Source organism: Streptomyces sp. SPB074, assembly GCF_000154905.1.
GTDB lineage: Bacteria > Actinomycetota > Actinomycetes > Streptomycetales > Streptomycetaceae > Streptomyces.
In genome coordinates, this window is sequence record NZ_GG770539.1 from 2433453 (window position 1) to 2435986 (window position 2534).

Annotated in this window: 2 protein-coding genes; both read left to right on the forward strand. The window is 77.0% G+C overall.

From position 1 onward, the window contains the following. Positions 1-1581 (forward strand): hypothetical protein (locus SSBG_RS09880; protein ID WP_050776748.1); only part of this gene is annotated, 1581 nt, incomplete at its 5' end. After that, positions 1578-2534: glycosyltransferase family 2 protein (locus SSBG_RS09885; RefSeq protein WP_037869383.1), on the forward strand; the 957-nt coding region annotated here is incomplete at its 3' end. The genes SSBG_RS09880 and SSBG_RS09885, both read left to right, overlap by 4 nt.

The following is a 2534-nucleotide window of genomic DNA, read 5'->3' on the forward strand; positions in this document are numbered from 1 at the left end:
CCGGGCGCCACCGCGAGCCGCCCCCTGGGACGGTGGCGGCCGACGCCGTTCTTCGTCTTCGGGGGCCTCTTCTGGATCGGCCTCAGCCTGCTCGCGCTCTCGGTCCCGGCCTGCTGCGACCTCGGGCAGCACGCGGCGGTCGTCGAGCGGCTGCGCGCGAGCCTGCTCCACCCCCGCCACCCGATGGCCGACCTCCCGGGCGCGGACAGCCCGTACTACTCGCCGTACGCGCTCGCCGAAGGGCTGCTCGCGCGGCTCTTCTCGCTGAGCGGCTGGGAGACGGTACGGCTCGCCGCGCCCGTGAACCTCCTCGTGCTGCTGCTCGGGCTCAACGCCTTCGTCAAGCGGTTCACGGCGAGCCGCTGGGCCTCGACCGTCGCGCTCGCGCTGATGGTGACGCTGTGGGGCACGGAACCCCTCGCGTGGAGCGGCTTCGCCGGGCTCCTCTCGCTCCCGGTCGTGGCCGGTTACCCGAGCGCCTTCGCCCTCGGCCTCACCCTCCTGACCTGGGCATACGCGGCGCGGCTGACCGGCGAGGACCGCGCGGACCCGCCCACGCGCCGGGCGCGCGCCGCGCTCGGGGCGCTGTGCGGGCTGCTGCTCCTCGTCCACCCGGTGAGCGGAGTGGCGGGGGTGCTCGGCACGGCGGTACTGGTGCTGGCACGGGTACGGGGCGGGGCGCCAAGACGGGATCAGGGCGGGGCGCCGGGACGGAAGGGGATGCCGGGCCGCTCCCCGGGCGCCACGCTCCGCGCCCGGGCCGCCTGGTGGCCCCTCCCCCTCGGCGCGCTGCTCGTCGCGCTCGCCTGGCTCCCCTGGTTCGACGTGTTCACGCTCGGCGCGGACGCCGCCGTGCTCGACCCGACGCACGCGGCGCTCTACACCGACGTCCTCGCGCGTTTCTGGCTCCTGGGCCTCCTCGCGCTCCCCGCCTTCGCGCTGCGCCTGCGGCGCGAGCCGCGCGACGCGCTCGGCTGGATGTGCGCGGCGTGCGTAGCCGTCGCCTTCTGCGGCTGGGCCTCGGGCCACTTCACGTACGGGCGGGTGCTCGGCCTCGCCGTCCTGCCCGCGCAGGTCGCGGTGGCCGTGGAGGTGACGCGGGCCAGGCGCGGGCGCGCGCTCGGGGCGCTCGTGGTCACCGCCGCCGCCGGGACCGGCTTCGTCTTCGCGCAGTCCGGGGCCGTCCTGCCCGAGAAGTGGACGCCGCCGCAGACGCGGCGGCTGCCCGCGTGGCACTCGTACGCGTGGGTGGCCTCCTCGGTCCGCCCGGGCGAGCCGGTGCTCACCGACCAGCGCGAGGGGACACGGAGCCTGCCGGGCTTCGGCATCGACCTGGTCGCGCCGGTGTGGCCGGACCCCGCGCTGCCCGAGCGGGAGCGGCGGGCGCGGTGGCGGGACGCGCACCGGTACCTGTCGGGGACGGCGAGCGCGGCCCGGCGCGCGGAGATCGCGCGCCGGTACGACATCACATGGCTGCTGCTCTCGCGGTGGCAGCGGGTTCCGAAGGAGGCGAAGGTGCTGGACTTCAGCCGCGAGACGGGCGAGGTGCTGGCGAGGCTGCCGGAGCGGGAGGAACGATGAGCGTCACGGTCGTCGTGATCGGCTACAACGACGCCGCGCACCTGGCGGACGCCGTCGGCTCGGCCTGCGCGCAGGGCGACTCCGTCAGCGAGGTGATCGCCGTGGACGACGGCTCGACGGACGGCAGCGCCGCCCTGCTCGACCGCCTCGCCACGCGCGATCCCCGGCTGCGCGTCGTGCGGCGCGCGGTCAACAGCGGCGGCTGCGGCACGCCGCGCAACGAGGGCCTGGCCCACGCGACGGCGCCGTACGTCCTCTTCCTGGACAGCGACGACGTGCTCCCGCCCGGCGCCGTGGACGCGCTGCTGCGCGCGGCGAGGGCGCACGGCGCGGACGTGGCGGGCGGCCTGTGCGTGCGGCGCGAGCTGCCCGGCGGACGGGAGATCCCCTGGCAGCGCGAGCTGTACGCGAAGGAGCGCACGCTCGCCGAGCCCTCGGCGCTCCCCCGGATCGCCGCCGACACGCTGTGCGTCAACAAGCTCTACCGCACCGGGTTCCTGCGCGACCACGCGATCCGCTTCCCGCCCGGCCGCTACCTCTACGAGGACTTCGTCTTCACCGCGCGGGTCCTCGCGGCCGGCCCGCGCATGGCGCTCGTACCGGACCGGGTCTACACCTGGCACGTGCGGCGCGAGGAGCGGCGCCGCTCGCTCTCGCTCGACCGGGACGGGATGGAGAACTGGCGCGCGCGGGTGCGGGCGCACCGGCAGGCGGTGGCCGAGCTGTCCGCGCTGCCCCGTCTCGTGCGGGCGGCACGCGCGGGCTTCCTGGACCGGGGGCTGCGGATGTACGTGCGGGAGCTGCCGCGCCGCGAGCCCGCGTACCAGCACGCGTGGTGGGAGCTGACCCGCGCGTACCTGACGGCGTTCACGCCCGCGGACATCGCCGCGGCGGCGGCCCCGGCGCGCACGGCGGCGGCGGTGCTGCGCGAGGCGCCCGCGCCGCGCGACCTG